Origin of the sequence: Kribbella turkmenica (assembly GCF_004348725.1) — a bacterium.
Lineage (GTDB): Bacteria > Actinomycetota > Actinomycetes > Propionibacteriales > Kribbellaceae > Kribbella > Kribbella turkmenica.
In genome coordinates this window covers 45,448-69,250 of sequence record NZ_SMKR01000003.1, presented here as the reverse complement: position 1 = coordinate 69,250, position 23,803 = coordinate 45,448, and the positions used below count along the sequence as shown (strand labels likewise).

Here is a 23,803-nt window from a genome sequence, read left to right as displayed (position 1 = left end):
GGAGAGTTCCATGGCGCCTCTTCCCGCCGCCGGCCACGAGTACGTCCTCACCCTGACCTGTCCCGAGGCGCCGGGCATCGTCTTCGCGGTCAGCCGCTTCGTGATGACCCAGGGCGGGAACATCAGCGCCAGCCAGCAGTTCGACGACCGGCTCACCGACACCTTCTTCATGCGTGTCCAGTTCCGCGCGGAAGGGGTGACCGCCGAGTCGCTGCGTCAGGACTTCGGCGCGATCGCGAGCCAGTTCGCGATGGCCTGGCAGTTGCACGACCTGCACACGCCGACACGCACGCTGATCATGGTGTCCCGCTTCGGCCACTGCCTGAACGACCTGCTGTTCCGCACCGGCACCGGCACGCTCAACCTCGAGATCCCCGGCATCGTCTCGAACCACCGGGACTTCGAGGCCGTCGCCGACGCCAGCGGCATCCCGTTCTTCCATGTCCCGGTCACTGCGGAGACCAAGCCGGAGGCCGAGGCGCGCCTGCTCGAACTGGTGGACTCACTCGACGTCGATCTCGTCGTGCTGGCCCGCTACATGCAGGTGCTGTCGAACGAGCTTTGCGGGAAGCTGGAGGGGCGGGCGATCAACATCCACCACTCGTTCCTGCCGAGCTTCAAGGGCGCCAAGCCCTACCACCAGGCGCACACGCGCGGCGTGAAGCTGATCGGTGCCACCGCGCACTACGTGACCTCGGACCTCGACGAAGGCCCGATCATCGAGCAGGACGTCGCCCGCGTCGACCACTCGCTCGATCCTGCCGACATGACCGCCGCGGGCCGCGACGTCGAGGCTCAGGTCCTCGCCCGGGCGATCCGCTGGCACAGCGAGCACCGAGTGCTCCTCGACCGCAACCGCACCGTCGTCTTCCGCTGAGCAGGCCGTCACCCACCCCCAGAACCAAGGAGACTCATGTCCGTCACCGTCAAGGGAGTCATCGCCCGCCGCAAGGGAGCGCCGGTCGAAGTCGTCGACATCGTCGTACCAGATCCCGGCCCTGGTGAGGCCGTGGTGACGGTCCAGGCCTGCGGCGTCTGCCACACCGACCTGCACTACCGCGAGGGCGGAATCGGCGACGAGTTTCCCTACCTGCTCGGCCACGAGGCCGCCGGCGTCGTGGAGTCGGTCGGTGAGGGTGTCACCGAGGTCGCTCCGGGCGACTTCGTGATCCTCAACTGGCGTGCGGTGTGCGGCCAGTGCCGCGCGTGCGCCAGGGGAAAGCCGCAGTACTGCTTCAACACGCACAACGCCGAACAGGCAATGACGCTGAGCGACGGTACGCCGCTGTCACCCGCACTCGGCATCGGCGCCTTCATCGAGAAGACACTGGTCGCAGCAGGCCAATGCACAAAGGTCGACCCGAACGCGACAGCTTCCGCGGCCGGACTGCTCGGCTGCGGCGTGATGGCCGGTTTCGGGGCCGCGGTGACCACGGGTGGCATCGGGCGGGGCGATTCGATCGCGGTGATCGGCTGCGGTGGTGTCGGCAACGCAGCAATCGCCGGCGCCGCCCTCGCCGGGGCAGCCACCATCATCGCGGTCGACGTCGACAACCGTAAGCTCGATTGGGCCAAGGAATTCGGAGCGACCCACACGGTCAACTCCCGCGACGAGAACGCCGTCGACGCGATCCGCGCCCTGACCGGCGGCTTCGGTGCTGATGTGGTCGTCGATGCGGTCGGACGCCCGGAGACCTACGAGCAGGCGTTCTACGCCCGTGACCTGGCCGGCACCGTCGTCCTGGTCGGCGTACCGTCGCCGGACAGCGAGCTCAAGTTGCCGCTCCTGGAGGTTTTCGGGCGCGGCGGCGCACTGAAATCCTCCTGGTACGGGGACTGTCTGCCGTCACGTGACTTCCCGATGCTGGTCGACCTGGCGCACCAAGGCCGGTTCCCGCTGGCCGCGTTCATCACCGAGACCATCGCTCTCGATGAGGTCGAGGACGCGTTCGCGAAGATGCACAAGGGCGAGGTACTGCGTTCGGTGGTCGAGCTGTGAGCGGGGCCGAAATCACCCGGGTGGTGACCGCGGGCTCCTTCAGCCTCGACGGTGGCGTCTGGGACGTCAAGAACAACGTCTGGGTTGTCGGCGACGACTACGAGTGCGTCGTCATCGACGCCGCGCATTGGGCCGAGCCGATCGTCGCGGCGGTCGGCGGCCGCACCGTGCGAGCGGTCCTGCTCACCCACGCGCACAACGACCACGTCAACGCGGCACCCGAGCTGTGCGCGGCGACGGACGCTCCCTCGTACCTGCACCCGGCCGACCGGGTCCTCTGGGATCAGGTCCACGAGTCCGCCCCGGACAGGGAGATTGCCGACGGCAATGAATTCGAGGTCGCGGGAGTCACGCTGCGGGCGCTGCACACGCCGGGTCACTCGCCGGGCGCCTGCTCCTTCCACAGCCCGGAGCTGGGTGTCGTCTTCACCGGCGACACCCTCTTCCAGGGCGGGCCGGGGGCGACAGGGCGCTCGTACAGTGACTTCCCGACGATCATCGACTCGATCCGGGACAAGCTGCTCACCCTGCCGGAGGAAACGGTCGTCCACACCGGACACGGTGACGACACGTCGATCGGCGCCGAGCTCCCCGACCTCGGGGCGTGGATCGCCCGCGGTCACTAGGAAGTGCCGTCGGGGTCAACCCCAATGCCGTTCGGTCAGCGGCCAAGGACCCGTGTCAACAACCCGAGCTCAGCGCCGGGTGCCCATCAGTCGTTCGGTGGTTGGGCGTCAATGCGTTCAGTTAGCGGGCCGAGACCAAGGTCAAGAACCGAGCTCAGTCCCGTCCGCCGGCACCGCACCGTGCCGTGCCGGCGTGGCGGGCCTGAGCGCCCGGGGCACTCATCCTCACGGGGCGCACATCCCCCGGGGCCATCCCCGGGCGCCCACTTCCTACCCAGCATCTGGTGGGTCCGCCCACGAGATGCAGGGTTTGCGGCCGGGATCCGGTGGGCGAACCCCGCATCTGGTGGGTACACCCCTGGCGTTCAGTCTGCGGGAAAGAGACCAAGGTCAAGAACCGCGCTCAGTGCCGGTCGCCGGCGTCGTGCCGGTGCTGCGTGAGCGCCGGGCCGGGTCGAGATGGTGCCGATCGACAGGACGTGTACGCCCACTGCCGTCTAACGCCGTCTGCCGCACGCGGGACAGCCGGGCGCGTCGCGGGCAGTCGGCGTACACGTCCTGTCCGTCGGTACCGTCCGGTCGACCACGTACACGCTTGACAACACCCACACCGGCCTAACTGAACGGCATTGGGGTGGACGTCCGAGACGCTCGGTTGGTGACCGTGATGACGGTGGCCAACCCACACTTTCGGACGCCCACCCACCAAATGCGGGCTTGCGGGACAGCTGGTACCGGAGATAGCGCTCCAGCCGACGGCCTGACGTCTCCTGCCGGACTTGCAGATCCGGACCTTGTCCTGCTTCAGCACTCGATGACGTTGACGGCGAGGCCGCCGCGGGCGGTCTCCTTGTACTTGACCTTCATGTCCCGGCCGGTGTCGCGCATCGTCTTGATCGCCTTGTCCAGGCTCACCTTGTGGTCGCCATCGCCGTTCACTCCCAGGCGTGCGGCATTGATGGCCTTCATCGACGCGATCGCGTTCCGCTCGATGCACGGAATCTGCACCAGGCCGCCGACCGGGTCGCAGGTCAGGCCCAGGTTGTGCTCGATGCCGACCTCGGCCGCGTTCTCGACCTGGGCCGGCGTACCGCCGAGCACTTCGGCCAGACCACCGGCGGCCATCGAGCAGGCCGACCCGACCTCACCCTGGCAGCCCACCTCGGCGCCCGAGATCGACGCGTTCAGCTTGAACAGGATGCCGATTGCGGCCGCGGTCAGGAGAAACCGGACGATGCCGTCGTCGTCCGCGCCAGGCACGAAATGCACGTAGTAATGCAGAACGGCCGGAATGATGCCCGCGGCGCCGTTGGTCGGTGCGGTGACGATCCGTCCGCCGGCCGCGTTCTCCTCGTTGACAGCGAGCGCGTAGAGGTTCACCCAGTCGACGACGTGTAGCGGGTCGTCGTACCCCTTGCTCGAGAGCTCGCGGTACAGGCCCGGGGCGCGTCGCCGTACCTTGAGGCCGCCGGGAAGGACGCCGTCCCGGTGGAAGCCTCGTTCGACGCACGCGGTCATCACGGACCACAGGTGCAGCATGCCGGCCCGGATCTCGTCCTCGGTGCGCCAGGCCTGCTCGTTGGCGAGCATGACGTCGCTGATCGAAAGCTGTTCGCGTGCGCAGATCTCGAGCAGTTCCGCACCCGTTCCGAACGGGAACTTGACCAGCGTCTCGTCCAGAACGACCCGGTCCGCGCCGGTGGCCTCCTCGTCGACGACGAAGCCGCCGCCGACCGAGTAGTACGTCCGGGAGTCCAGTTGTACGCCGGCGCGGTCGAACGCCGCGAAGGTCATCCCGTTCGGATGGGCCGGGAGACTCCTGCGCCGGTGCATGACCAGGTCGGTGTCGACGTCGAACGCGACCGGGTGCGTGCCGTTCAGGAGCAATCGGCCGGTCTCCCGGATCTCACCGATCCGGCCGTCGGCGCGATCGGTGTCCGTGGTCGCCGGGTCTTCGCCTTCGAGGCCGAGTACGACGGCCTTCGGCGAACCGTGACCGTGTCCGGTCGCGCCGAGGGAGCCGAAAAGCTCCGCCCGGACACGACGGACGCCGGCCAGCTGCCCGGAGTCGGCGAGCGTCGATGCGAACCGCTTCGCGGCGCGCATCGGCCCGACGGTGTGCGACGACGAAGGACCGATACCGATCGAGTAGAGGTCGAACGCCGAGAGCGCCATCAGGAGCCGCTCTGGTCCCATGGAGCGAATTCCTCCATGGCGTCGCGCAGCCAGCTTTCCACGTACGGCGCGAACGAGGACCGCGGCAGGATCCGGAACAACGTCTCGTCGACCTTCCAGAGCAGAACAGGAACGCGGGCGAGCGTGGTCGAGACGGCCGTGTCGTCGGCAAGGACGCGAGGATGCAGGTCGACGGGACAGCCCTTCTCGAGGACCTTCCGTGCGTTGACCCCGGCGAGCTCGAAGACCGCTCTGTTCGCGGACAGGTCGACCACGGCTGCGTGCGCGTCGACCGTGGCGGCACGGAGATCGGCGACGAGCGATCTCGTCTCGGCCTCGGAGACGAAGAGCCATTCGTCAGGCCCCAGCCACAGCACCGAGTGCGCGCCGTTTCGGGTGACCACGCCGCACTGTCGCGGCAACGCCGCACCCAGGACGCCCTCGATACTTCGTGCACCGTCGGAGTCCGGATCGACCCGAAGGCCCGCCATGCTGACGAACGGCGTCTCCAGCGGGCTGCGTCGCAGCAGGGTCAGGTCAGCCATCTCGCTTCGTCCCTTCGGGGTCGTAGAGCACAGGCGAGGTCACCTCGACCTCGACGAGCCGGTCGCCCACCGGCGACACCAGCACGTCTCCGATGCGATCCCGTCCGCCCTTGACCAGGGCGAGCGCGAACGGACGTTCCAGCGCCGCGCTGTGGTAGCTGGACGTGACGTGGCCGAGCATCGGGACGGGAGACGGGCCGTCAAGGACGCCGTCCGCCGCGGCCACCACCTGGCTGCCTTCCGGGAGCCGCGTGGTGCGGTCGACAGGCAGCAGGCCGACCAGGTGCTTGCGATCGGCGCGCTGGCTGTCCGCCCGAGCGTGCGAGCGCCGCCCGATGAAGTGCTTCTGCTTCGAGACGATCCACTCCATCCCGGCGTCCTGCGGCGTCACCGTGCCGTCGGTGTCCTGCCCGACGATCGGATACCCCTTCTCGGCGCGCAGGACGTGCATCGTCTCCGTGCCGTACGGCGTGATGCCGAGATCCTGCCCCGCCGCGTAGACCTCCTCCCACACCTGCGCGCCGTACCAGCCGGCCACGTTGATCTCGAAGGCGAGTTCCCCGGAGAACGAGATCCGGCAGATGCGGGCGCGGATCCCCGAGGCGAGAACGGTCTCGCGGTATGTCATGAAGGGGAACGCCTCGTTCGACACGTCCAGCCCGGGCGCGACCCGCGCGACGACCTCGCGGGACCTCGGTCCCACGACGGCCACGGTCGACCATTGCTCGGTCACCGACGTGCAGTACACCTTCAGCTCGGGCCACTCCGTCTGCAGCCACTCCTCGAGCCACTCCAGTACGGCGGCCGCGCCACCGGTCGTGGTCGTCATGAAGTACCGGTCGTCGGCGAGCCGCAGGGTCACCCCGTCGTCGAAGATCATCCCGTCGGCTCTGCACATGACGCCGTACCGCGCGGAGCCGACCGGCAGCTTCTTGAAGGCGTTGGTGTAGACGCGGTTGAGGAACTCGCCCGCATCCGGACCCTCGATCTCGATCTTGCCGAGAGTGGAGGCGTCCATCATGCCGACGCCGGTCCGGGCGGCACGGCATTCGCGCTCGACCGCGGCGTCGAGATCCTCGCCGGGCCGCGGGTAGTACCAGGGACGCAGCCACTGGCCGACTACCTCGAACTCCGCGCCTGCCGCCACGTGCCTGTCGTGGATCGGGGTGATCCGCCGTGGGTCGAACAGCTCTCCGCGTTCCCGTCCGGCGAGGGCGGTGAACGAGACCGGAGCGTACGGCGCGCGGTAGGTCGTGGTGCCGATGCTGCCGATCTCCACGGCGCCGAGAGCCTCCGCGATGACGCCGATCGCGGTGATCCCGGACGTCTTGCCCTGGTCCTGACCGGTACCGATCGAGGTGTAGCGCTTGACGTGCTCGACGCTGCGCATACCTGCGCCGGTCGCTCGCCAGACGTCCGCGACCGTCTGGTCGCGCTGGAGATCGACGAAGTGCTCGTCCCACTCACCGGGTTCACCGTCGATGCCGGCGATCAGCCAGAGCTTCCGGGTCTCACCCGCCGTGACCTGGCGGCCCACGCCGCCGATGTCGAGCGCCGCGACCGCGAACCCGGCGGCCGTCGCGGCTTCGGCGCCGGCCGCCGCGCCCTCACGCAGCCCTTCGTCGAGCGTGAAGGTGCCGCGCGCGGAGCCCACCACGCGTTGGTTCTTCACCGCGCTGTCGGGTACGAAGGCTGCCAGCGCGTCGTCCCAGCGCAGCGTGCCCTGACGCTGGCTGTGCAGGTGCACCACCGGGCTCCAGCCGCCGGAGACAGCCAGCACGTCGACGTCCAGCGTCTCCGAGTACGCGACCTCGTCGTCCTCGCCGAGCTTGCCGACGTCGACCTTCACGAGGAGACCGGTGACAGGGTCGCCCTCCGCCCGCTCCACTGTGCTGCCCGGAACGACTCGCACTCCGCACGCCGCGACCTCGGCCGCCCGCACGGAGTCTCCCACCCGGGCGTCCAGCACCGCGACGACTTCCACGCCGGCCGAGACGAGGTCCTCGACCGTGTCGTAGGCGCTGTCGTTCGTCGTCGCGACGACCACCCGACGTCCGGGCGCGACGGCGTACCGGTTGAGGTACGTCCGGACCGCGCCCGCCAGGAGCACTCCCGGGGTGTCGTTGCCCGCGAAGACCAGCGGCCGCTCGTGCGCGCCGGTCGCCAGCACGACCTGGCCGGCCCGGATGTGCCACACCCGCTGCCGCGACACACCGGGACCCTGCGGAGCCGGTCCGGACCGGTCTTCGACCGCGAGGACGTAGTTGTCGTCGTAGGAGCCGAAGGCCAGTGTCCGCGTCAGGACGGTCACCTCCGGCTCGGCCTCGAGTACGGTGCCCGCCTCGGCAACCCACTCGACAGCGGGCTTGCCGTCCACCAGCTCAACGCTTGCCGAGAGCAACGAACCGCCGAGTTCCGGCTGCTCGTCGAGGAGGATGACCCGCGCTCCGGAGCGTGCCGCCGACAGCGCCGCCGCAAGGCCCGACGGACCGCCGCCGACGACCAGTACGTCGGTGTGCACGAACTTCTTGTCGTACGTCGCCAGATCGGGATCGGGATCGAGTACGCCGAGCCCGGACAACGTCGATGCGTTGAATCCCTCGACAAGCCGGCGAATCGTCGCCGGCACCATCGGCTCGGACTGCTCCCCACCGACCTGGAGCAGTGCGTTCGGCTCCTCGGGACCGGCCGCGACGATGCCCCGCGGACGGCCGCGGTAGATCGAGTCACCGACGCGGATGCGCCCGTTGGCGAGCAGTGCGGATGCCACGGTGTCACCGGGGTGGCCGGTGTAGTCGACCCCGTCGACCGTGAAGGTCAGCACGGTGCTTCGATCGATCCTGCCGCCGCTGGGAAGCCGGTGGGACTGGCCGCTCATGCCTGACCTCCTGATGCGACATCGGGTCGCGGGTCGGTAGCGGTGTAGACGGCCAGGACCTCGTAGGTCCGGGTGTCGCGGATGACGTTGAACCACCGCCGGCAGCCGATGGTGTGCGACCACCTCTCGGCGAACGGGCCCTTCGGGTTGTCTCGGAAGAACAGGTACTGCGCCCACTCCTGGTCGGTCAGCGCACTCGGGTCCTCGGGATAGGGGACATGTGCCTGGCCGCCGTAGTGGTACTCGGTCTCGTCCCGCGGTCCGCACCACGGGCACTTCAGCTGCAGCATCGCAGTGCTCCTTCTCGGGTCAGTGGGCGACGCCGGCCGCGCCGTGTTCGTCGATGAGGGCACCGGTGGTGAACCGCTCGAGGCCGAACGGCCGGTTCAGCTCGTGCGGCTCACCGGTGGCCATCGTGTGGGCCATCACCCAGCCGGCGGACGGCGTCGCCTTGAAGCCTCCGGTGCCCCAGCCGCAGTTGACGTACAGGTTGTCCACCGGCGTGGGGCCGATGATCGGCGAGGCGTCCGGGGAGACGTCCACGATTCCGCCCCAGGTCCGCAACAAGTGCGCCCGGCCGAAGATCGGGAACAGCTCCAGGGCGGCCGCCATCTGGCGTTCGATGACGTGGAACGAGCCGCGCTGGCCGTACCCGTTGTAGGTATCCACGCCCGCGCCCATGACGAGCTCGCCCTTGTGCGCCTGGGACACGTACACGTGAACGTAGTTGGACATGACGACCGTCGGATGGACGGGCTCGTACAGCTCGGAGACCAAGGCCTGTAGCGGGTGCGACTGGACCGGCAACCGGAAGCCCGCCTTCTCGGCGAGCACGCTGCTGTGTCCCGCCGCCACCAGGCCGACTTTGCCGGCGTTGATCCGGCCACGCGTGGTGTCGACCCCGACGACGCGGTTGCCGTCCTTGACGAAGTCAGTGACCTCGCAGTTCTGGATGATGTCTACGCCCATCGAGTCGCAGGCCCGGGCGAAGGCCCAGGCAACGTGGTCGTGCTTGGCGATCCCGGCCCGCGGCTGGAACGTCGCACCGAGCACCGGGTAGCGCATGTCCGGCGAGACGTTGATGATCGAGCAGACCTTCGCGACCTCGTCGGGCTCCAGCCACTCGGCGTCCACCCGGTTGAGCCGGTTCGCCTCCACCCGCCGTACCGAGTCGCGAACGTCTTGGAGCGTGTGCGCGAGGTTCAGCACACCGCGCTGGCTGAACAGGAAGTCGTAGTCCAGCTCGGCCGGCAGCTGCTCCCACAACTTGAGCGCGAACTCGTAGATCGCCGCACTCTCGTCCCACAGGTAGTTGGACCGGATGATCGTGGTGTTACGGGCCATGTTGCCGCCCGCGAGCCACCCCTTCTCCAGTACGGCGATATTGGTCAGACCGTGGTTGGTGGCCAGGTAGTACGCCGTGGCGAGGCCATGACCGCCACCTCCGACGACGACGGCGTCGTACGACGACTTGGGATTCGGGTCCCGCCACAGCCAGGCGGGATGCTCCGGAAGCAGCTTGGCCATTCAGCCCTCCTGTGGCGGGTACAGCGGGAACTTGGATGCGAGGGTCTCGACCCGGGTGCGGAGTTGGGCGAGCTGGTCCGCCTCGCCGGAGCCGGCCAGCGCGGTCGCGATGATGTCCGCGACCTCTTCGAAGGCAGCGCCGTCGAAGCCGCGGGTCGCCAGCGCCGGCGTACCGATCCGAAGGCCCGACGAGACCATCGGTGGGCGCGGGTCGAACGGTACCGCGTTGCGGTTGACGGTGATGCCGATGGCATGCAGGCGGTCCTCGGCCTGCTGCCCGTCGAGCGCCGAGTCGCGCAGGTCGACGAGGACCAGGTGGACGTCGGTGCCGCCGGTGAGAACCGAGATGCCGGCGTCGGTGACGTCGGGATCGAGCAGCCGGCGCGCGATCAGCTGCGCACCCTCGAGCGTGCGCTCCTGGCGATCGCGGAACTCCGCCGACGCCGCCATCTTGAAGGCCACCGCCTTGGCCGCGATCACGTGCTCGAGCGGGCCGCCCTGCTGGCCCGGGAAGACCGCGGAGTTGATCTTCTTCGCCAGTTCGGCCGTGCTCAGGATGACGCCGCCGCGCGGGCCGCCGAGCGTCTTGTGCGTGGTGGTCGTGACGACATCGGCGTACGGCACCGGGCTCGGGTGCAATCCGACGGCGACCAGACCGGCGAAGTGGGCCATGTCGACCATCAGGTACGCGCCTACCAGGTCCGCGATGCGGCGGAACTCGGCGAAGTCGAGCTGCCGCGGGTACGCCGACCAGCCGGCCACGATCAGCTTCGGACGGTGCTCGAGGGCCAACCGTTCGACCTCGGTCATGTCGATCCGGAAGTCGTCGGCCGAGACCTGATACGGGACGACCTTGTAGAGCTTGCCGGAGAAGTTGATCCGCATGCCATGCGTGAGGTGCCCGCCGTGAGCCAGGTCGAGGCCGAGGATGGTGTCGCCCGGGTCGAGCAGCGCGAACATCGCGGCCGCGTTCGCCTGGGCGCCCGAGTGCGGCTGGACGTTCGCCGCCTCGGCGCCGAACAGTGCCTTGATCCGGTCGATGGCGAGCTGCTCGACCACATCCACGTGCTCGCAGCCACCGTAGTACCGGCGGCCCGGGTAACCCTCGGCGTACTTGTTGGTGAGCACGGAACCCTGAGCTTGCATGACCGCGCGTGGCGCGAAGTTCTCCGAGGCGATCATCTCCAGCGTGGTCTGCTGGCGGAGCAGTTCGCGCTCGACGGCGGCGGCGATCTCCGGGTCGAAGTCCGCCAGGCTACGGTCGAGGACCGCCTCGGGCGATGCGGTTGTGTTGATCGTCATCAGGTTCTCCTTCAGGCGCGCGGCTTGAGCGAGTCGAGGACCCAGTTGTGGAACTCGGCGATGTGGTGCTCGCTGGGCACCAGCACCCCGCCGTCGGCGTAGATGCGCGAGTCGGTGGCGGCCTGGCAACGCTCGCAGGCGTCGAAGTCCTGCTGGTTGACCCGGTGGAAGAGCTCGACGGACTTGGTCAGGTCTTTGCCCTCAGCAACGACGTCCGGGAGGTACAGCCAGTCGCACTCGACGATCGTGTGGCCGGGGGCGAGCGGGAACATCCGGTGGATGATCACATGGTCCGGCACCAGGTTCACGAAGACCTGCGGGCGGATCGTGACGGCGTAGTAGCGGCGGTCCTGGTCCTCGGAGACTCCCGGGATCCGGTCGAGACCCTTCGAGCCGTCGACGGTGAAGCCCTTGACGTCCTCGCCGAACAATGCACCGTGGCCGACGAAGTACTGTGCGGCGAACCCGTCGGCGAACTCCGGCAGGACCTCGGTGAGCTCCGGGTGAATGGTGGCGCAGTGGTAGCACTCCATGAAGTTCTCGATGATGAGCTTCCAGTTGGCCTTCACGTCGTACGTGATGCGCCGGCCCAGTTCGAGACTCTCCACGCCGTAGTGCTCGAGCGACTCGACGTCGCCGAGGCGGGTCCGCACCGCGCCGACGACGGTTTCGTCGAACGACGGCGCTTCGTCTGCCAGGCAGACCCAGACGTAGCCCAGCCATTCGCGGACGTGGACCTTGCGCAGGCCGTACTCGACGCGGTCGATATCCGGCATCTTGGTCAGGTTCGGGGCGGCCACCAGCTTGCCGTCGAGGTCGTAGGTCCACGCGTGGTAAGGGCATTGGAAGGCGCGCTGGGTCTCTCCGGCGTCCTCGGTGCAGAGCTTGGCGCCGCGGTGCCGGCAGATGTTGAAGAACGCGCGCGCCTCGCCCCGGCGTGAGCGGGTGATCAGGATGCTCTCGCGGCCGATCTGGACGGTCCGGAAGGCCCCCGGCTTCGCGATGTCACCCGAGCGGACCGCGCAGAACCACAGCTGCTCGAAGATGAGTTCCTGCTCGCGCGCGAAGAGCTCAGGATCCGAGTAGGCGGATCCCGGCAGGGTCGGCAGGAAACTCTCCGGGAGGGTCTTGTTCTCGGTGACGGTCATGTACAGCTCCTTGCGCGAAGAATCAGACGGTGGATCGGGGTGCGGTCAGCCGCGGAGGCGGGTCATCTTCGGGTCGAACAGCGGCTCGGCCGCGACGACGGCCCGGACCCGGCGATCGAAGTAGCCGATCTCGACCGGAGTCCCGGGATCGGCGGCGTCGGCCGGCAGCCACGCGTAGGCGATGCCCTTGCCGATCGTGTAGCCGTAGGCGGCGCTGGTGACGTACCCGGCCGGGCGACCGTCGACGAAAACCGGCTCCTTGCCCATGACAACGGCGACCGGGTCGTCGATCGTCAAGCAGGCAAGGGTTCTGGTCCGGTTCTCCTGGCGACGGAGCAGCGCGTCCCGGCCGATGAAGTCACCCTTGTCGAGTTTCACGGCGAAGCCCAGACCGGCCTCGTACGGGTCGTGCTCGAAGGTCATGTCGGTGCCGAACGACCGATAACCCTTCTCCAGGCGGAGGCTGTTGAAGGCCCCGCGGCCGGCGGCAACGAGACCGTGCTCCTGGCCCGCCTGCCAGATCGTGTCCCAGAGACGTAGGCCCAGGTCGGCCGTCGTGTAAAGCTCCCAGCCGAGCTCACCGACGTACGAGAGACGCATCGCGGTGACCGGGACGTTGCCGATGCTGAAGCGGGCCGCGCGGAAGTACTTCAGGCCGTCGTTGGTCAGGTCGGCATCCGTGAGCTTGCTGAGGACATCGCGGGCCTTCGGTCCCCACAGGCCGATGCAGCACGTGCCCGGCGTGATGTCGGTGATGACGACCGAGCCGTCGCCAGGCAGGAAGCGGTTGAACCAGTCCTGGTCGAGAGCACCATTGGCACCGACCTGGTACTCGTTCGCACCGAGACGCGCGATCGTGACGTCACTGCGGATGCCGCCGTCGACATCGAGCAGCAGGGAGTAGCCGACCGAGCCGACGGACCTGTCGACGTTGCCTGTCGAGAGGCGCTGCAGGAACGCGGTCGCGCCGGGACCTGTGACCGAGAGGCGCTTGAGCGCGGTCATGTCGTACATCGCGACGCGTTCGCGCGTCGCCAGGGCCTCGGCGCCGGCCACCGGTGACCAGTACTTCGCGGCCCAGTCGTTCGGCTGCGGTACGTCGTACCGCTCGAGCAACGGCTGGTTGGCCTCGTACCACTGCGGGCGCTCCCAGCCGGTGGCCGGCAGGAAGTACGCGCCGAGCTCCTGCTGCCGGGGGTAGAACGGCGAGGTACGGACCGCGCGCGGCGAGTCCATCGGCTGCAGCGGATGCAGGATGTCGTAGACCTCGACGAAGTTCTGGCAGTCGCGCTCGAGGACGTACTCCGGGGCGAGCTGGAACTTCTCGAACCGGTTCAGGTCGCACTCGTGCAGGTCGAAGCTCTCGCTGTATCCGTTCGCGAGCCACTCGGCCATGGCCCGGCCGACGCCGGCGGAGTGGGTCACCCACACCGCCTCCGCGACCCAGAAGCCGGGCACCTCCGGTGATTCGCCGAGCAACGGCATGCCGTCCGGCGTGAAGGAGAAGATGCCGTTGATCCCCTCCTCGATCTTGGTCTCCGCGGCCGGCGGGAGCAGCGCCTGCGTCTCGTCCCAGGCCGGAGCGAAGTCGTCGGGGGTGAAGTCGAGGACGGAGGGCATCACCTCGGCGTCCTTGACGGAGAGCAGGTCGTTGGCGTCGATCGGCATCGGGCGGTGGCCGTAGTAGCCGATGCCGAGCTGGTCGTACCGGTCGCGGTAGTACAGGTCCGCGTCCTGGTGCCGGAGGATCGGGCGGATCGCCTCCTCGGTCTGGCCGGACAGCGCCGGGATCGGGCCGGTCCACGCCAGCTGATGAGCCAGCGGCGTCAGCGGAAGGGTCATGCCGACCAGCGCCGCGACCTTCGGACCCCAGATGCCCGCGCAGCACACGACCACCTCGGCCGGGATCTGGCCGTGGTCGGTGTCGACGCCGGCGACCCTGCCGTCCTCGACCGCGATACCGGTGACCTCGTGGCGCGGCCGGAACCGCACGCCCCGGCTCTTCGCCCGCTCGATCTGCGCCTCGACCGCCCACAGTGCCTTGGCCAAGCCGTCGGTCGGGCAGTGCAGTCCGCCGAGCACCCGCTCGCGATCGACCAGCGGGTGCAGCTCGACGCACCGATCCGCGTCCACGACCTCCGCCTCGATGCCCCAGGAGGTGAGCCAGCCGTGCCGGCGGTGGATCTCGGCCAGGCGCTCCGGCGTCGTCGCGACCTCGAGGCCGCCGACCTGGAGGAAGCACGACTGTCCCTCGTGCTCGAGCGAAACGAACTTCTCGACCGTGTAGCGCGCAAGGTCGGTCAGGACCTTGGAGCCGCTGGCCTGGAAGACCAGCCCAGGGGCGTGCGAGGTCGAGCCGCCGGTGGCCGGCAGGTCGCCCTGGTCGACCACGGTGATGTCCGTCCAGCCGAGTGCGGACAGCTCGTCCGCGAGGGCCGCTCCCACGACTCCGGCACCAATGATGACCGTTCGGCGTCCGACCATACTGAAGCCTCCTGTTGCGTATCCTGCACTCAATTGCGACACAAGCAACAATGCAGCCGGCCCTGTGAGGTCGTCAAGACCTCCGGCAACCAAAGTTTTAAGCCTAGGCTTGTTGCGTATTGCGCGATACATTGCGCAAATGAAGACGGTGCCGCACGTCGTCGTGGTGGACCACTACGACTCGTACACCTGGAACCTCGTTCATCTGCTGGCCGCCGTGACCGGCGTACTGCCGGCGGTCGTGCAGCACGACCGGACGTCGGCCCGGCACGTCCTCTCGTTCGACGGCGTCGTCCTCTCGCCCGGACCCGGGCATCCGGACGTGGACGCCGACTTCTCCGTCGGCAAGGAAGTCGTCCGGGCCGCGACCGTTCCCGTCCTCGGCGTGTGCCTCGGCATGCAGGGTCTGGTGACCTCGTACGGCGGGACGGTCGAGCGGATTCCCCCGGCGCACGGCAGCGTCGCGACCCTCGAGCATGACGGCAGCCGGCTGTTCGCGGGCATTCCGTCGCCGTACTCGGTCGTCCGGTACCACTCGCTGGCGGCGACTCGAATCACGCCGGAGCTGACCGTCACCGCGTCCTGCGACGATCCGCACGCGGGCAGGGTCGTCATGGGCGTGCAGCATCGTTCGCTGCCACTCTACGGTGTCCAGTTCCACCCCGAGTCCGTGCTCAGCGAGTTCGGGACGCGGCTGATCGCCAACTTCATCGGCACACCATGAACGTCGCGTGCTTCACCGACATGGCAGCCCGGCGCGAACGGTGCTTCTGGCTGGACGGTGGCGCCGCGCGTCCGTGGTCGGGCAATCGCTCTTTGCTCGGCTGGCTCGGCGATGACGACACCTCGATCACCTACCGGGCAGCCCGCCGGGAAGTGACCCGTCATGCCGGCGGTACGGCGAGAGTCGTCGGAACGGATGTGTTCGCGGTCCTCGAGCAGGAACTGGCCTCGGGCAAAGACGGCCTGTGGGTCGGGTACTTCGGCTATGCCTGCAGATCGGATCTACCCGCCCTCACCGACGTCGACTCGGTGATGCCCGACGCCGTGTGGATGCACACCCGGAACATCCAGGTGGTCGAGCACGCAGGCATCACCAGCCCCGCACCTCGTGGACTCCCTCCGACCGACCCGGTCGTGCCTGACTGGTACGCCGCGGCGTTCGCCGCCGTACAGGAGCACCTGCACGCCGGCAACAGTTACGAGGTCAACCTGACGTACCGCGCCGACTTCGCCGCCGGCCTCTCGCCGGTCGACGCCTATCTACGGCTGCGCCGGCTCAACCCCGCGCCGTACGCCGGCTTCATCCAGCATCAGGGGCACTGGCTGCTCAGCTCGTCACCCGAGCGGTACGCGACCATCGACGCCGGCCGGCACATCGAGACCCGGCCCATCAAGGGCACCACGCCGCGTGGCACGTCCCCTGCCGACGACGAGCGGCTGCGCCGGCTGCTCGTGCGGGACCCGAAGTTCCGGGCCGAGAATCTGATGATCACCGACCTGCTCCGCAGCGACCTGAGCATGGTTTGCCGGCCCGGGACCGTCGAGGTACCCGACCTCATGCATGTCGAGTCCTACCCCTCTGTACACCAACTGGTCTCCACCGTGCGAGGGCACCTGCGTGACGACGTCAGCACTGTCGGCGCCCTGCGCGCGTTCTTCCCCGCCGGCTCGATGACCGGCGCCCCGAAACAACGAACGATGGAAGTGATCCGTGAAGTCGAGGCAACGCCACGCGGTGTCTATGCGGGGGCCTTCGGATGGATCTCCGGCGACGGCAGAGCCGACCTCGGAGTCGTGATCCGTAGCCTTACCACCAGCGGCGACGGCATGTGGCAACTCGGAACCGGCGGCGGCATCACCGTGCAATCCGATCTGAAGGAGGAATATGCCGAAGCCACGTGGAAGGCAGAACGCCTGGTGGCTTCACTAGGCTCGACGGAGTGAGTGTTCCTGGGGCGCATCCGCGGGCCGGACGCCCGAATCGAGCGTGTCCTGATGTAGTGCTGCGGGTTCGCAGCCGAATCCCTTGTAGGCAAGGCTATCTCAGCTCGGCTGACGTCTTCCCGAGGAGGCGGCGGGCGACGATGAGTTGCTGGATCTGCTGGGTGCCTTCGAAGATGTCGAGGATCTTGGAGTCTCGGGCCCACTTCTCGAGGAGGTGGTTTTCGGAGTAGCCGAGGGGGGCGGTGAGTTCTACGCAGCGGAGGGTGATGTCGTTGGCGGTGCGGCCGGCTTTGGCCTTGGCCATGGAGGCCTGGAGGGAGTTGGGTCTGCCGTTGTCGGCCATCCAGGCGGCTTGCAGGGTCAGCAGGTAGGCGGCCTCCCAGTCGGCCTCCATCGCGAGGTACGACGCTGCCGCGGCCGGCTGGCGGTGGACCGGGCGGTCGTAGTCGACCTCCACCCCGGCCCCGGCGAGCAACTCCCGGGTGAGCTCCATCGAGGCACGGGCCACGCCGACGGCCATCGCGGCGACCAGGGGACGGGTGTTGTCGAAGGTCTGCATGACGCCGGCGAAGCCTTTGCCGGTGTCGATCTCGGGTGAGCCCAGCAGGTTGCCGGCGGGCACCCGGCAGTTCTCGAAGCGGATCGTGGCCGTGTCCGAGGCGCGGATGCCGAGCTTGTGGTCCAGCCGTTCGACCGTCATCCCGGGCGTACCCTTCGGTACGACGAACGACTTGATCGCCGCGCGGCCGAGCGACTTGTCGAGTGTCGCCCACACCACGACCGCGTCGCAGCGGCCGCCCGCGGTCACGAAGATCTTCTCGCCGTCCAGCAGGTACGAGTCGCCGTCGAGGCGCGCGGTCGTCCGGATGCTCGCCGAGTCGGATCCGCAGCCGGGCTCGGTGATCGCCATCGCGGCCCAGACGCCGTCGAAGCGGCGTAACTGCTCGTCCGATGCCACCGACGCGATCGCGGAGTTGCCGAGTCCCTGCCGCGGCATCGACAGCAGCAGCCCGACGTCACCCCAGCACATCTCCATGATCGACAGCACGGACGACAGGTTGGATCCGTTCACGACCCCGTCGGCGGCGTCCGCCGGACGGCGTACCCCGCCCGCGCCGGCGCCCGAACCGGTGCCCGAGGCACCTAGTCCGTCGACCATCGCGGCGAGCATGTCCAGCTCGACCGGGTAGGCGTGCTCGGCCAGGTCGTACTTGCGCGAGTTCGGCCGGAGCATCTCCGCGGCGACCTGGTGCGCCTGGTTGACGAAGGCCCGGAACTTGCGAGGTGTCTCGAGGTTGATCATCAGACCAGCACCCCACCTTCCATCACGCCGATCGCCCGCAGATCGCGGTACCACCGCTCCACCGGATGGTCCTTCACGAACCCGTGCCCACCGAGGAGTTGTACGCCGTCGGTCCCGATCTGCATGCCCTTGTCCGTGCACAACCGCCGGGCCAGCGCGACCTCACGAGCGAACGGGAGCCCCTGCTCGGCCCGCGATCCGGCCCGGTAGGTGACCAGCCGCATGCCTTCCAGCTCGATGCCGATGTTCGCCACCATGAACGCGACCGACTGCCGGTGACTGATCGGCTCACCGAAGGCCGTCCGGGTGTTCACGTACGGCGTGACGTAGTCCAAGACAGCCTTCGCCGTGCCGAGAGACAGCGCGCACCACCCCAGCCGGGACAGCCGCACACACGCGGCATAGTCCTCGAACGTCCCCAACTGCACTGCCGGGACGTCCTCGAGGATCACCCGGCTCAGCGACGCCGCTCGCAGGCCCATCGCCGGCTCGGCCTCGATCGTCACGCCCGGATGGCGGGACTCGACCAGGAACAACGCCGGCCCCTGCTCCCCCACCTGAGCCGCGATCACGAGCAGTTCAGCGTCGGCGCCACGCGGAACCAGCGACTTCATCCCGGTCAGACGACCACGATCCCAGCGGGTCCGCAGGGTGAACGGATCGAACAACGGCCGTGGCTCGAGGATCGCCAACGCGGCCGCCGGCACCGACGAGCCGGTGAACGCCGGCAGGTACGTCGCCTGCTGCGTCTGGTCACCCCACAGCGAGATCGCCGTACTCACCGCCGCAGGCGCCAGGCACGCGACCGCCTGGCCCAGATCGCCGTGCGCCATCGCCTCGGAGACCAGCACTCCGGTCATCGCGGACCGCTCGGTGACGATGCCGCCGAGATCCTCCGGTACTTCGATCAGGCTCAGCCCGAGCTCGGCCGACTGCTCGATCACCTTCGGGTCGGTCGCGCAGGCCGTGTCCGCGTCGGCCGCGGCGGGACGCAGGACCTCGGCGGCGAACTCCCTGACCACCTCGACGACCATCTGCTGGTCCTCGGTCGGAGTCAGGTCGAACCGGCCGGTGCCCTTCGCCGCCGGCAGCCGCGACGGCTGCGCGTGCTTGGCCGCGGCGGTGAAGCTGCGGGTCAGCGCGCCGGCCGTCCGGAACCCGGTGCGGGTGGCCTCGAAGACTGCCCGCTCGGTCTGCTTCCGCAATCCGAGCCGGTCGATCGCCCGCGAGTTCGCCAGCCGGTTCAGCAGCGCCACCCCGACCCCGATCGCGTCCCGCCGGCCCTTGGTCCGTTCCTGGCGGCTCATACCGCCACTGTAAACCGAAGTTACAACCCAGGTCACGTGACCCAGACCACTACCATCCCTGCATGCCCTCGAACGAGTCGGACGACCGAACCAAGGCGCTGGCGGATCGCCTGCTCCGGCACGCCGGCGCGGCCCTGGAGATCTACACGATCTACGTCGGCGAACGGCTCGGCCTGTACAAGTCCCTGGCCGAGCAGGGCCCAGCGACCTCGGTCGAGCTGGCGGCCCGCACGGGCACCGCGGAGCGCTACATCCGCGAGTGGCTCGAGCACCACGCCGCCTGCGGGCTCCTCGACGTCGACGACACCGGCGCGGCACCCGACGTACGCCGGTACACGCTGCCGGCCGACCACATCCCGGTCCTCGCGGATCCGGACGACGTTCGCTACCAGGCCCACCAAGGCGTGGAGATCGCTCGCGCCGGGCGCGCGCTGCCCGATCTCGTCGAGGCGTTCCGGACCGGCGATGCCCCGCCTCCGCTCGCCTGGGAGCCGGAAGGCCGGGCGGAGTGGAACCGGCCGCTGTTCCTGAACCTGCTGGCCAAGGAGTGGCTGCCGGCGATCCCGGAGATCGACCGTCGGCTCCGTTCGGACCCAGCGGCCCGCGTGGCCGACATCGCCTGCGGAACCGGGTGGGCGGCCATCGCGGTCGCGCAGGCGTATCCCCGGGTCACCGTGGACGGGTTCGACCTCGACGGGGACGCGATCGCCGCGGCGCGGAAGCACGCCGAGGAAGCGGGTGTCGCCGATCGGGTCAGGTTCGCGGTCGCGGACGCGTCGGCGCTCTCACGCACGACCGGCTACGACCTGGTGACGATCATCGAGGCCGTGCACGACATGTCGCGTCCGGTCGAGGCCCTCGCGAGTGCGCGGAGGATGCTGGCCGACGGCGGGGTCGTGCTGGTCGTCGACGAGCTCGTCGAGGACGAGTTCACGGCGCCGGCGTCGGAGTTCGAGCGGTACCACTACAGCTGGAGTGTCCTGGCCTGTCTGCCCGGCGCGATGGGTGACCCACGGAGCGCCGCGACCGGTGCGGTGATGCGCCGGTCGACCCTTCGCCGCTATGCGACCGAGGCGGGCTTCCGGGACCTCGACGTTCTTCCGGTCGAGCACGACTACCTGCGCTTCTACCGGCTGATCCCCTGACCGAGCGCCCCGGCTCCGCGCACCTGTGCGACGAACCCTCGCCCGCCGGGACGGAACCCGCCGAGAACGAGCAGGTCGCCGAAGCAGCCTGAACCCGCTCAGCCGCCGGTGGTCTGCTGCGAGATGCCGGCGGCTTTGGCAGCCAGGTACCGCTGCTCCGGAAGGCTGGTGGTCCGGCGCGCCGCGGCCAGGTAGAGAGCGTGCGCACCGGCGAGATCCCCCGCGCGCTCCAGCAGGTGGGCACGAACGGCGTCCAGGCGGTGGGACTCGGTGAGGAACTTGTTGTCGTCGAGGGTCGCGAGCAGGTCCAGGCCGGCCTGCGGACCTTCGACCTGGGCCAGGGCGATCGCGCGGTTCAGGGTGACCATCGGGTTCGGCGTCATCTTCTCGAGCAGCAGGTACAGGGCGAGAATCTCGCGCCAGTCCGTCTCCTCCGCGCTCGGGGCCTCGGCATGGATCGCCGCGATCGCCGCCTGCAACTGGTAGGAACCGACCGCACCCCGCGACAGCGTGCGCAGGATCAGCGCGGCCCCGTCCTCGATCTGCCGGCGGTCCCACAGCGACCGGTCCTGCTCGTCGATCGGGACCAGGCCGCCGTCGGCCGTCGTCCGCGCCGTCCGCCGGGAATCCGTCAGGAGCATCAGTGCCAGCAGACCGGCGACCTCGCCGTCGCCGGGGAGTACGTCGTGCAGCATCCGCGTCAGCCGGATCGCCTCGGCGGTCAACTCGACGCGTTGCAGTTCCTCGCCCGAGCTCGCGGTGTAGCCCTCGTTGAAGATCAGGTACAGGACCTGGAGCACCACCCGCAGCCGATCTGCCCGCTCCTCCTCCGGTGGCATCACGAACCGGCTGCCGGCCGCCTTGATGCTCTTCTTCGCCCGGCTGATCCGTGGCGCCATCGTCGCCTCCGGCACCATGAACGCCCGGGCGATCTCGGCGGTGGTCAGACCGCCGACCGCGCGCAGCGTCAGCGCGACCTGCGAGGCCGGGGTGACGGCCGGGTGGCAGCACAGGAACAGCAGCGTCAGGGTGTCGTCGGACTCAGGCGCCGCGTCGGTGTCGGCACCGGGCGACACCAGCTCCTCCGGCCCGGCCATCGTTGCGACCGTGTCCTCCCGCCGCCGCCGCGCGTTCTCGCTGCGGAACTGGTCGGTCAGTCGCCGGGTCGCGACCGTGATCAACCAGCCGCGCGGATTCGCCGGTACGCCGTCCACCGGCCACTGCGTCGCCGCCGCGAGCAGCGCCTCCTGCACGGCGTCCTCACAGAGATCGAACTGGCCGTAGCGCCGGGCCAGAAAACCCAGCACCTGCGGCGCCAACTCCCGCAGCAGTCCCTCCACACCCACGCCGTCACCCACCCGCTGCCCCTCCGTCCGCGCTCCGACCGACCCACCCCACCCTAGGCTGATCGCGACTCAGGTGTAGGACCAGCCGGACCAGCCGTCCACCTGGACGACGATCACCGGCCCGCGCGGCGGATCGGCGTCGTACTGCGGGTACTTCGCCCGCAGCAGGCCGACCGCGGCCGGCGACTCCGCGAGCACCCGCGCGACGCCGTCGAGCCGTACCCACCACAGATGGGTCCAGTCCTCGTCGTACTCGTCGACCAGGACCGCCACGCGATCGTTCTCGGCGATGTTGCGCAGCCGCTTCAGCGCGGTCGTGGTCTTCGGCTTCTGGTCGATCCCGACGAACACCTCGTCGCCGTGCACCGCGTACGTCACCGGTACGACGTGGGGCCGCAGGTCGGCGCCGACGGTCGCCAACCGCCCCACCCGCGCAGCCGCGACGCGAGCCCGGCAGTCGGCTTCGTCGAGTCGCACGTCAGCGCTGCAGGCGGCGAAGGGCAGCGGCCGGGAAGGCCCGGGTCAGCGGGCCGACGACGGACGCGTCGCGGAGCGCGGTGCGGGCCGCCAGATGGCCGCAGGCACCGTGGACGCCACCGCCCGGGTGGATCGCGGAACTGCCGAGGTAGAGCCCGGACACGAAGGTCCGCGGGCTGCCGAGACCGATGGTCGGGCGGAAGACCAACTGCTGCTGGAGTTGCATGGTCCCGCCGCCGACCGCGCCCAGGCTGAGCGCCGCGTTGCCGGACTCGAGCTCACTCGGCCGCTGCACGTCACGGTCGATGACCAGGTCGCTGAAACCCGGCGCGTACCGCTCGATCGCCCGTTCCATCCGGTGCGCCAGCTTGACCGCGGACTCGTCGTCGCCGACGCCGCGGGGCAGGTGCGAGTAGGCCCAGAGCGCCTCGGTCCCTTCGGGGGACCGGCTCGGGTCCGACGTGGTGGTCTGCCCGATCAGCAGGAACGGCTGCGACGGCAACCGCCCGGTGTCCAGGTCGGCGGACAGGTGGATCAGGTCGTCCGCCGTTCCGGCCAGGTGGACGACGCCGGCCGACCGCGCCTCCTCCGAGCGCCACGGCACCCGCCCGCTCAACCGGAAGTTCACCTTGACCGTCGGGTAGTCCCACTGGAAGCGCTCGTCCAGGTCCCGGCGCAACCCGGCCGGAATCGTTGCACTTGGCAACAACTGGTCGTACAGGGCCGGCGCGGACACGTCCGCGATCACCGACCGCTTCACCACGACCGTCTCACCGGAGGCCGTGCGGACGCCGGTCACGCGCCCGCCGGACAGCTCGATCGCGGTGACCGGCGTACTCGGAACGAGCAAGGCTCCGGCACGCTCGGCGCGGCGGACCAGGGCTGTCGCCAGGCCGCTGGACCCGCCGGTGACGACCGGGTAGCCGACGTCCTGCGCCAGCATGACCAGCAGCCAGCCCATGGTGCCGCTGACGCTGCCCGACAGCGGCACGTCGGCGTGCAGCGAGTTGCCGGCGAGCAGCGCCGGGCCGCGCGAGCCCGCGAACAGTTCCTGGCCCATCCGGTGCATCGGCATCGCCATGAACCGGGCGAACCGCAACAACTCGCCGACCGATCCCAGCTTCCGGGCCAGCTTGATCCCCGGCACGACCGGCGGCCAGGTCGTCAGCAGCGCCTTCAGCAGCGGCTCGCGGATCTCGACGTACTGCTGGTAGAGCCGCAGCCAGGCGTCGCCGTCACCCGGGTGGTCGGCGCCGATCGACTTGGCGGTGCTCTCGGGGTCCGGGTGAACCGCGACCGAGCCGCCGTTCGGGTCCATCAGGTGTACGAGCGGCAACGGCGCGTAGGACCAGCGGAGGCCGTGCTTGTCGAGCTCCAGCGCACGCAGCACCGGTGACGCCACGCCGAGTGGGTAGTTCGAACTGAAACGGTCGCTGATCCAGCCGTCACTCTCGGTCGACCGGACCGCACCGCCGAAGGCCTCCGCGGCCTCCAGCACCAGCACGTCCCAGCCCGCGTCGGCGAGGCCGATCGCGCTCACCAGCCCGTTCGGCCCCGACCCGATCACCACGGCGTCAACACTGCGCGGGAGCAT

19 protein-coding genes are annotated in these 23,803 nt (G+C 69.2%); 6 read left to right on the top strand and 13 right to left on the bottom strand.

Going from position 1 to position 23,803, the window contains the following annotated elements:
• The first annotated feature begins 10 nt into the window (after positions 1-10).
• Genes purU through E1218_RS01360 form a run of 3 tightly spaced genes read left to right on the top strand, consistent with a single transcriptional unit; the run spans position 11 to position 2,625 of the window.
• Positions 11-877, top strand: a complete 867-nt coding sequence (gene purU, locus E1218_RS01370; RefSeq protein ID WP_132315333.1) for a formyltetrahydrofolate deformylase — start codon at positions 11-13, stop codon at positions 875-877.
• Positions 878-913: 36 nt separating this feature from the next.
• The gene (locus E1218_RS01365) at positions 914-1,999 is read left to right on the top strand and encodes an S-(hydroxymethyl)mycothiol dehydrogenase (RefSeq protein ID WP_132315331.1); all 1,086 of its coding nucleotides are present in this window, start codon (positions 914-916) and stop codon (positions 1,997-1,999) included.
• Positions 1,996-2,625: an MBL fold metallo-hydrolase gene (locus E1218_RS01360; protein WP_202865699.1), complete on the top strand. Its 630-nt coding sequence runs from the start codon at positions 1,996-1,998 to the stop codon at positions 2,623-2,625. Before E1218_RS01365 ends, E1218_RS01360 begins: the two co-directional genes overlap by 4 nt.
• An 804-nt stretch (positions 2,626-3,429) precedes the next feature.
• On the opposite strand, the gene E1218_RS01355 is transcribed toward E1218_RS01360, so the two are convergent.
• Genes E1218_RS01355 through E1218_RS01320 form a run of 8 tightly spaced genes read right to left on the bottom strand, consistent with a single transcriptional unit; the run spans position 3,430 to position 14,684 of the window.
• Positions 3,430-4,800: an L-serine ammonia-lyase gene (locus E1218_RS01355; protein ID WP_132315399.1), complete on the bottom strand. Its 1,371-nt coding sequence runs from the start codon at positions 4,798-4,800 to the stop codon at positions 3,430-3,432.
• A complete protein-coding gene (locus E1218_RS01350) occupies positions 4,800-5,345 on the bottom strand; it encodes a sarcosine oxidase subunit gamma (protein ID WP_132315329.1) in 546 nt (181 codons plus the stop codon). The genes E1218_RS01355 and E1218_RS01350 overlap by 1 nt, the downstream gene beginning before the upstream one ends.
• The gene (locus E1218_RS37695; RefSeq protein WP_132315327.1) at positions 5,338-8,223 is read right to left on the bottom strand and encodes a 2Fe-2S iron-sulfur cluster-binding protein; all 2,886 of its coding nucleotides are present in this window, start codon (positions 8,221-8,223) and stop codon (positions 5,338-5,340) included. The genes E1218_RS01350 and E1218_RS37695 overlap by 8 nt, the downstream gene beginning before the upstream one ends.
• Positions 8,220-8,513, bottom strand: coding sequence for a sarcosine oxidase subunit delta (locus E1218_RS01340; protein ID WP_132315325.1), 294 nt, complete (start codon positions 8,511-8,513; stop codon positions 8,220-8,222). The genes E1218_RS37695 and E1218_RS01340 overlap by 4 nt, the downstream gene beginning before the upstream one ends.
• Positions 8,514-8,532: 19 nt before the next feature.
• Positions 8,533-9,750, bottom strand: a complete 1,218-nt coding sequence (locus E1218_RS01335; protein ID WP_132315323.1) for a sarcosine oxidase subunit beta family protein — start codon at positions 9,748-9,750, stop codon at positions 8,533-8,535.
• Positions 9,751-11,052, bottom strand: coding sequence for a serine hydroxymethyltransferase (glyA, locus tag E1218_RS01330; protein ID WP_165949076.1), 1,302 nt, complete (start codon positions 11,050-11,052; stop codon positions 9,751-9,753). It lies immediately after the preceding gene.
• Positions 11,053-11,063: 11 nt separating this feature from the next.
• Entirely contained in the window at positions 11,064-12,200 is a 1,137-nt protein-coding gene (locus tag E1218_RS01325) for an aromatic ring-hydroxylating oxygenase subunit alpha (RefSeq protein ID WP_132315321.1), read from the bottom strand.
• 45 nt (positions 12,201-12,245) lie between these two features.
• Positions 12,246-14,684 carry a GcvT family protein gene (locus tag E1218_RS01320; RefSeq protein WP_132315319.1) on the bottom strand — a complete coding sequence of 813 codons (2,439 nt, stop codon included), beginning with the start codon at positions 14,682-14,684 and terminating at the stop codon, positions 12,246-12,248.
• 139 nt (positions 14,685-14,823) lie between these two features.
• Here E1218_RS01320 and E1218_RS01315 point away from each other — a divergent pair, with 139 nt between their 5' ends.
• The gene (locus E1218_RS01315) at positions 14,824-15,408 is read left to right on the top strand and encodes an anthranilate synthase component II (protein WP_132315317.1); all 585 of its coding nucleotides are present in this window, start codon (positions 14,824-14,826) and stop codon (positions 15,406-15,408) included.
• A complete protein-coding gene (locus E1218_RS01310) occupies positions 15,405-16,631 on the top strand; it encodes an anthranilate synthase component I family protein (RefSeq protein ID WP_132315315.1) in 1,227 nt (408 codons plus the stop codon). The genes E1218_RS01315 and E1218_RS01310 overlap by 4 nt, the downstream gene beginning before the upstream one ends.
• A gap of 94 nt (positions 16,632-16,725) precedes the next feature.
• Here E1218_RS01310 and E1218_RS01305 read toward each other — a convergent pair whose 3' ends face one another.
• Positions 16,726-17,934 carry an acyl-CoA dehydrogenase family protein gene (locus E1218_RS01305; RefSeq protein ID WP_132315313.1) on the bottom strand — a complete coding sequence of 403 codons (1,209 nt, stop codon included), beginning with the start codon at positions 17,932-17,934 and terminating at the stop codon, positions 16,726-16,728.
• Positions 17,934-19,241, bottom strand: coding sequence for an acyl-CoA dehydrogenase family protein (locus E1218_RS01300; RefSeq protein ID WP_132315311.1), 1,308 nt, complete (start codon positions 19,239-19,241; stop codon positions 17,934-17,936). The genes E1218_RS01305 and E1218_RS01300 overlap by 1 nt, the downstream gene beginning before the upstream one ends.
• 62 nt (positions 19,242-19,303) lie before the next feature.
• Here E1218_RS01300 and E1218_RS01295 point away from each other — a divergent pair, with 62 nt between their 5' ends.
• Positions 19,304-20,386: an SAM-dependent methyltransferase gene (locus E1218_RS01295; protein ID WP_132315309.1), complete on the top strand. Its 1,083-nt coding sequence runs from the start codon at positions 19,304-19,306 to the stop codon at positions 20,384-20,386.
• Between the two features lie 98 nt (positions 20,387-20,484).
• Here the strand turns inward: E1218_RS01295 and E1218_RS01290 are convergent, their stop codons facing one another.
• Genes E1218_RS01290 through E1218_RS01280 form a run of 3 tightly spaced genes read right to left on the bottom strand, consistent with a single transcriptional unit; the run spans position 20,485 to position 23,803 of the window.
• Complete coding sequence (locus E1218_RS01290; RefSeq protein ID WP_132315307.1) at positions 20,485-21,744, bottom strand: RNA polymerase sigma factor; 1,260 nt, start codon at positions 21,742-21,744, stop codon at positions 20,485-20,487.
• Positions 21,745-21,801: 57 nt separating this feature from the next.
• Complete coding sequence (locus E1218_RS01285; RefSeq protein WP_132315305.1) at positions 21,802-22,209, bottom strand: TIGR03668 family PPOX class F420-dependent oxidoreductase; 408 nt, start codon at positions 22,207-22,209, stop codon at positions 21,802-21,804.
• A gap of 1 nt (position 22,210) precedes the next feature.
• Positions 22,211-23,803 (bottom strand): phytoene desaturase family protein, encoded by a 1,593-nt coding sequence (locus E1218_RS01280; protein ID WP_132315303.1) that lies wholly within the window; start codon positions 23,801-23,803, stop codon positions 22,211-22,213.

What these genes read in the sequence shown, in the direction of transcription:
- E1218_RS01320 (WP_132315319.1), bottom strand. Translation starts at nt 14,684, where the DNA reads ATGGTCGGACGCCGAACGGTCATCATTGGTGCCGGAGTCGTGGGAGCG.
- E1218_RS01350 (WP_132315329.1), bottom strand. Translation starts at nt 5,345, where the DNA reads ATGGCTGACCTGACCCTGCTGCGACGCAGCCCGCTGGAGACGCCGTTC.
- purU (WP_132315333.1), top strand. Translation starts at nt 11, where the DNA reads ATGGCGCCTCTTCCCGCCGCCGGCCACGAGTACGTCCTCACCCTGACC.
- E1218_RS01300 (WP_132315311.1), bottom strand. Translation starts at nt 19,241, where the DNA reads ATGAGCCGCCAGGAACGGACCAAGGGCCGGCGGGACGCGATCGGGGTC.
- E1218_RS01325 (WP_132315321.1), bottom strand. Translation starts at nt 12,200, where the DNA reads ATGACCGTCACCGAGAACAAGACCCTCCCGGAGAGTTTCCTGCCGACC.
- glyA (WP_165949076.1), bottom strand. Translation starts at nt 11,052, where the DNA reads ATGACGATCAACACAACCGCATCGCCCGAGGCGGTCCTCGACCGTAGC.
- E1218_RS01310 (WP_132315315.1), top strand. Translation starts at nt 15,405, where the DNA reads ATGAACGTCGCGTGCTTCACCGACATGGCAGCCCGGCGCGAACGGTGC.
- E1218_RS01295 (WP_132315309.1), top strand. Translation starts at nt 19,304, where the DNA reads ATGCCCTCGAACGAGTCGGACGACCGAACCAAGGCGCTGGCGGATCGC.
- E1218_RS37695 (WP_132315327.1), bottom strand. Translation starts at nt 8,223, where the DNA reads ATGAGCGGCCAGTCCCACCGGCTTCCCAGCGGCGGCAGGATCGATCGA.
- E1218_RS01315 (WP_132315317.1), top strand. Translation starts at nt 14,824, where the DNA reads ATGAAGACGGTGCCGCACGTCGTCGTGGTGGACCACTACGACTCGTAC.
- E1218_RS01355 (WP_132315399.1), bottom strand. Translation starts at nt 4,800, where the DNA reads ATGGCGCTCTCGGCGTTCGACCTCTACTCGATCGGTATCGGTCCTTCG.
- E1218_RS01365 (WP_132315331.1), top strand. Translation starts at nt 914, where the DNA reads ATGTCCGTCACCGTCAAGGGAGTCATCGCCCGCCGCAAGGGAGCGCCG.
- E1218_RS01280 (WP_132315303.1), bottom strand. Translation starts at nt 23,803, where the DNA reads ATGCTCCCGCGCAGTGTTGACGCCGTGGTGATCGGGTCGGGGCCGAAC.
- E1218_RS01335 (WP_132315323.1), bottom strand. Translation starts at nt 9,750, where the DNA reads ATGGCCAAGCTGCTTCCGGAGCATCCCGCCTGGCTGTGGCGGGACCCG.
- E1218_RS01305 (WP_132315313.1), bottom strand. Translation starts at nt 17,934, where the DNA reads ATGATCAACCTCGAGACACCTCGCAAGTTCCGGGCCTTCGTCAACCAG.
- E1218_RS01340 (WP_132315325.1), bottom strand. Translation starts at nt 8,513, where the DNA reads ATGCTGCAGCTGAAGTGCCCGTGGTGCGGACCGCGGGACGAGACCGAG.